Origin of the sequence: Dietzia sp. DQ11-44, from assembly GCF_014145205.1 — a bacterium.
Taxonomy (GTDB): domain Bacteria; phylum Actinomycetota; class Actinomycetes; order Mycobacteriales; family Mycobacteriaceae; genus Dietzia; species Dietzia natronolimnaea.
The window spans coordinates 1-5,883 of sequence record NZ_JAALEC010000151.1; the positions used below are offsets into that span (position 1 = coordinate 1).

A 5,883-nucleotide genomic window follows, 5' to 3' on the forward strand; every position below is an offset into this window, starting at 1 on the left:
CTCCTGGGCCGCGACCACCGGTGCGTGGACCACGCCCGACGCGGTGCCCAGGACGAGCGCCGCCGCGAGGAGGGCGCGTCCGGGCGTCCGGACCGGGCCCCGACGTCTCCGCGCTCCCGGAGCGCGGCTTGATGAATGGTCAGGCTTCACGTTTCACCTTCCGATAACCGCACGAGGATGCGGCTGACCGCGCGACCCGCACGGCGGGACGCGTCACCGAGGAGGGTGAGGTTCGGGTGATGCCTTCCCCTGCGCCACTAGAGCCTCATACCAACTCGGCAGAACCGATGGTTCCTCTAGCACCGTAGGTCACAGAAGTCCCGTCCGGAACATTGGACGGCAAAATACACTGCTGTAACTCTAATAACGCGAGAAAACCCGGCGTGTCGGGCGATGGGGAGAAGAGCGTCCGTCAGCGCAGGCGCCACCGGGGATCGTCAGCGCAGGCGCCGCCGGAGGGCGACGACGAAGGCGACCGCCACGACGATCGCCAGCACGAGCACGACCGCCGAGAACGCGCCCCAGGGCGGGGCGGGGGCGGTGACCTTGTGCGCGAAGACGGAGGCGGAGGCCACCGGGTCGAACTCCTCCCAGGCGTCGTCCTGGCCGGCCTCGAGCTTGTGGCGGGGGATGGTGTCGCTGGAACTGCCGACGAAGACCGGGGTCCGGACCAGGATCGTCCCCTCGTACTCCTCGTTCAGCAGGGCGGCGAGGTCGCGGGCGTCCGTGTAGACGGCGGCCGGGGCCTCGGTGTAGACCACCTTGAGATCGAGCCCGCGGTCCCCCGCCTCGGTGACGACGGTCCGCAGTCCCTCGACGAACGGCTCCGGGGCGGAGACCCCGTCGTCGGCCAGGTCCCGGGACACGGCCTCGAAGTCGAGCCACTGCGGGACCTCGCCCTCCTGCAAGGACATCACCGGCTCGGCCTCGTAGGCGAGCGTGGTCACGGAATCGTCGGAGTTGTCCACGGCCGACATGGTGCCATCTCGTCGTCGTCGAACCGAATACGCGCGCCGGACGGCGCGATACCCGCTCCGCGCCCCCCACCTTCGGGCGTGCCGGAACCTATACAGAACGAGCGTACTGGTAAATTGGTGACCGCAACCGGGCGCGAGGGTCCACAATGGGTCCTGTGTCCGCCCCCGGCGTTGCCGCCCGAGACACGCGGCGACACCGGGAGGGATGACGAATCGACATTCACACCACGAGTGGAGCTGACGTGACAGCAAGCATTGACAGCTTTGGCGCCAAGGGGACCCTAGAGGTCGGCGGCCAAGCCTATGAGATCTACCGCCTCTCGGCGGTCGAGGGAGCCGCGAAGCTCCCTTATTCCCTCAAGGTCCTCACCGAGAACCTGCTGCGCACGGAGGACGGCAAGAACGTCACCAAGGCGCACATCGAGGCCCTGGCCGGTTGGGACCCCTCCGCCGAGCCCGACACCGAGATCCAGTTCACGCCCGCCCGCGTGATCATGCAGGACTTCACCGGTGTCCCCTGCATCGTCGACCTCGCCACCATGCGTGAGGCCGTCAAGACCCTCGGTGGCGACCCCGACAAGGTCAACCCCCTCGCGCCGGCCGAGATGGTCATCGACCACTCCGTGATCATCGAGTCCTTCGGTGGTCGCGACTCCTTCGACAAGAACGTCGAGATCGAGTACCAGCGCAACGAGGAGCGCTACCAGTTCCTCCGCTGGGGTCAGGGCGCCTTCGACGACTTCAAGGTCGTCCCCCCGGGTACCGGCATCGTGCACCAGGTCAACATCGAGTACCTGGCGCGCTCCGTGATGGTCCGGAACGGGCAGGCCTACCCCGACACCTGCGTGGGCACCGACTCGCACACCACCATGGAGAACGGTCTCGGCGTCCTGGGATGGGGCGTCGGCGGTATCGAGGCCGAGGCCGCCATGCTCGGCCAGCCCATCTCCATGCTCATCCCCCGCGTCGTGGGCTTCAAGCTCACCGGGTCGATCAAGCCGGGCGTCACCGCCACGGACGTCGTCCTGACGATCACCGAGATGCTGCGCAAGCACGGCGTCGTGGGCAAGTTCGTGGAGTTCTACGGTGCCGGCGTCGCGGCTGTGCCCCTGGCCAACCGCGCCACGATCGGCAACATGAGCCCGGAGTTCGGCTCCACCTGCGCCATGTTCCCGATCGACGGCGAGACCATCGACTACCTGCGCCTGACGGGTCGCGACGAGGAGCAGCTCGCCCTGGTCGAGGCTTACGCCAAGGAGCAGGGTATGTGGCTCCACGCCGACGCGGAGGAGCCCGTCTTCTCCGAATACCTGGAGCTCGACCTGGGCGACGTCGTCCCGTCGATCGCCGGACCCAAGCGTCCGCAGGACCGCATCGAGCTGGCCGACGCCAAGAGCGCGTTCCGCAAGGATATCCACAACTACGTGGACGCCGGCGTCAACCCCCTCGGTGACACCGAGAAGGGCCGGATGCAGTCCGAGGGCGGTGCCCCGTCCGACAACACCGGGACCGCGACCCTCTCGCACGCCGAGGAGGGCTCGGTCCGGGCCGACGCCTCCGACGGCTCCGAGGGACGTCCCTCCAAGCCCGTCGAGGTGTCCGTGGACGGCACCGAGATGGTCCTGGACCACGGCATCGTCTCCATCGCCTCGATCACGTCCTGCACCAACACGTCCAACCCGTCGGTGATGATCGGCGCCGGGCTCCTCGCGCGCAAGGCGCACGAGAAGGGACTCAAGGCCAAGCCGTGGGTCAAGACGTCGATGGCGCCGGGTTCGCAGGTCGTCACCGAGTACTACGAGCGGGCCGGACTCTGGCCGGACCTGGAGGCCCTCGGCTTCTACCTCGTGGGCTACGGCTGCACCACCTGCATCGGCAACTCCGGACCGCTGCCGGAGGAGATCTCCAACGCGATCCAGGAGCACGACCTGACCGCCACCGCGGTGCTGTCCGGTAACCGCAACTTCGAGGGCCGGATCAACCAGGACGTCAAGATGAACTACCTGGCGTCCCCGCCGCTGGTCATCGCGTACTCCATCGCCGGGACCATGGACTTCGACTTCGAGGCCGACTCCCTGGGCAAGGACACTGACGGCAACGACGTCTACCTCAAGGACATCTGGCCCTCCACCGAGGAGATCGAGGAGACCATCAAGGCCTCGATCTCCTCCAAGGAGTACACGTCCAAGTACGCCGACGTCTTCGCCGGCGACGACCGCTGGCGTGGGCTCAGCACCCCGGACGGCAAGACGTTCGAGTGGGACGCCAAGTCGACCTACGTTCGCAAGCCCCCGTACTTCGACGGGATGCAGATGGAGCTGACCCCGGTCGAGGACGTCAAGGGCGCCCGCGTCCTGGCCAAGCTCGGCGACTCGGTCACGACCGACCACATCTCGCCCGCGTCGACGATCAAGCCGGGCACCCCGGCCGCGCAGTACCTCGACGAGAACGGTGTGTCCCGTCAGGACTACAACTCGTTCGGGTCGCGCCGCGGCAACCACGAGGTCATGATCCGGGGCACGTTCGCCAACATCCGCCTCCAGAACCAGCTGCTGGACGGTGTGACGGGCGGCTACACGCGCGACTTCACGCAGGAGGGCGCCCCGCAGGCGTTCATCTACGACGCCGCGCAGAACTACGCCGCGCAGGGCACGCCGCTCGTGGTGCTCGGTGGCAAGGAGTACGGCACCGGGTCCTCCCGCGACTGGGCGGCCAAGGGCACCAGCCTGCTCGGCGTCAAGGCCGTCATCACCGAGTCGTTCGAGCGCATCCACCGCTCGAACCTCATCGGCATGGGTGTCATGCCGCTGCAGTTCCCCGAGGGCGAGTCGCACGAGACCCTCGGCCTGGACGGCACGGAGACGTTCGACATCACCGGGATCGAGGAGCTGAACAACGGCACCACGCCCAAGACGGTCAAGGTCACCGCCACCAAGGAGGACGGCCAGGTGGTCGAGTTCGACGCCAAGGTGCGCATCGACACCCCCGGCGAGGCGGAGTACTACCGCAACGGCGGCATCCTGCAGTACGTGCTGCGCAACATGATCAAGGGCTGATCACCTCCACCCCGACGGCGGTGCGCGGTAACTCCTGGTGAGACAGGGGGAACCGCGTACCGCCGTGGTGTATCCGTAGGAAGGTTGTGAGATGCCCAGGGTCAGTCAGGACCACATGGACGCCCGGCGTCGGGAGATCCTGTCGGGGGCGCGCGAGTGCTTTGCCGAGTTCGGGTTCGAGGGCGCCACGGTCCGACGTCTGGAGGAGACCACCGGTCTCAGCCGCGGTGCGATCTTCCACCACTTCGACGACAAGGACGCCCTGTTCCTCGCGTTGGCGCACGACGACGCCGCGGCGATGGCGGCCACGGTGGCCGAGCAGGGTCTGGTCCAGGTGATGCGGGAGATCCTGGCCGACCCCCACGAGTTCTCGTGGCTCGGGACCCGACTGGAGATCGCGCGACGGATCCGCACCGATCCGGCCTTCCGGGAGCGGTGGACCGACCGGCAGGCGGAGCTCGACGAGGCCATTCTCGCCCGCCTGCGGGAGCAGAAGGACTCCGGGAGGATGCGGACGGACGTCCCCGATGACGTGCTGCGCGTCTACCTCGACATCGTGCTCGACGGACTCATCACCCACCTCGCGACAGGGCGCGGCACGGCTCACGTGAGCGCGATGCTCGACCTGGTGGAGGCCTCGCTGCGTACCGGTCGCGAGTGATCCCGGGACGGGCGTACGGTGGGGCGCATGACCGATTCGACACCGCAGATCCCGCTGATCGACCTGGGCGACGGCCGTGCGATCCCCCAGCTCGGCTTCGGTACCTACCAGGTTCCCCCCGCCGACACCGAGAAGGTCGTCTCGGACGCACTCGAGGCCGGGTACCGGCACCTGGACACCGCCCAGATGTACGGCAACGAGGACGGGGTGGGTCGCGCGATCGCGGCCTCGGGGATCCCGCGTGACGAGCTGTGGCTCACCACCAAGCTCAACAACTCCTTCCACGAGCCCGCCGCCGCCCGCGACTCCGCCGAACGCTCACTCGAGGCCCTCGGCGGCCGGATCGACCTGTTCCTGGTGCACTGGCCGCTCGCGATGCACGACGACGTCGCCCGCGTCTGGGAGGCCATGGAGGGCATCCGCGCCGACTTCGCGGTGGACTCGATCGGGGTCTCCAACTTCACCCCGGCCAACCTCGCGCGACTGTCCGAGGCGGGCCTCAGCACTCCCTCCGTCAACCAGATCGAGTCGAACCCCTACTTCGTCAACGACGAGGTCCGCGCGGCGTGCGCGGACCGCGGGATCGCAGTGGAGGCGTGGAGCCCGCTCGCGCAGGGCGCGGTCTTCGGCGACCCGCAGCTCACCGCGTTGGCGGAGCAGGTCGACCGCTCGGTCTCCCAGGTCGTGCTTCGCTGGGTGCTCCAGCGCGGGGACATCGTCTTTCCCAAGTCCTCGAGCCCCGAGCGGATGCGTCAGAACCTCGACGTGTTCGACTTCGAGTTGAACGACGAGCAGATGGCCTCGATATCGGCCCTGCACAACGGCACTCGCTCCGGGCCGGATCCGGACACCTTCGACTGGCGAGGCTGAGGATCCCGGCTCACTCCTCATCGAGAAGAGCGTTCCGGACATGTTTCGTTCGAGCCAGGTGCGCGGAACGCCCTTTTCGACGGTGAACGTGCTCGCCTCGCCCTAGAGTCTGTCCATGACCACCACACGGGCGCACGGCGAGGCCGCGCGTGACGACGGCCGGCCCGCCGGGCGTCCCTCGGGCCGGATGCTCGCCTCGTACGCCGCCGGCAGCGTGGGCACGGGCGCGTTCAGCACACTGCCGGGGTTGGTACTGGCCTACTACCTCACCGACTCGATCGGGGTCGCCGCCGCGGTGGCGACGGTGCTGGTGCTGGTA

The 5,883-nt window shown here is 68.1% G+C and carries 4 protein-coding genes and 1 pseudogene; 4 read left to right on the forward strand and 1 reads right to left on the reverse strand.

Going from position 1 to position 5,883, the window contains the following annotated elements:
• Window positions 1–437: 437 nt before the first annotated feature.
• Window positions 438–968 carry a DUF6676 family protein gene (locus tag G6018_RS04730; RefSeq protein WP_179525299.1) on the reverse strand — a complete coding sequence of 177 codons (531 nt, stop codon included), beginning with the start codon at window positions 966–968 and terminating at the stop codon, window positions 438–440.
• Window positions 969–1,219: 251 nt separating this feature from the next.
• Here G6018_RS04730 and acnA point away from each other — a divergent pair, with 251 nt between their 5' ends.
• The 4 genes and pseudogenes from acnA to G6018_RS17280 all read left to right on the forward strand — a co-directional run.
• Entirely contained in the window at window positions 1,220–4,033 is a 2,814-nt protein-coding gene (acnA, locus tag G6018_RS04735) for an aconitate hydratase AcnA (RefSeq protein WP_179525300.1), read from the forward strand.
• A 91-nt stretch (window positions 4,034–4,124) separates the two neighbouring features.
• Window positions 4,125–4,694 carry a TetR/AcrR family transcriptional regulator gene (locus G6018_RS04740; RefSeq protein WP_179525301.1) on the forward strand — a complete coding sequence of 190 codons (570 nt, stop codon included), beginning with the start codon at window positions 4,125–4,127 and terminating at the stop codon, window positions 4,692–4,694.
• 27 nt (window positions 4,695–4,721) lie between these two features.
• Window positions 4,722–5,564: an aldo/keto reductase gene (locus G6018_RS04745; protein ID WP_179525302.1), complete on the forward strand. Its 843-nt coding sequence runs from the start codon at window positions 4,722–4,724 to the stop codon at window positions 5,562–5,564.
• 115 nt (window positions 5,565–5,679) lie between these two features.
• Window positions 5,680–5,883 (forward strand): annotated as a pseudogene (locus G6018_RS17280) (MFS transporter); the annotation flags it as partial.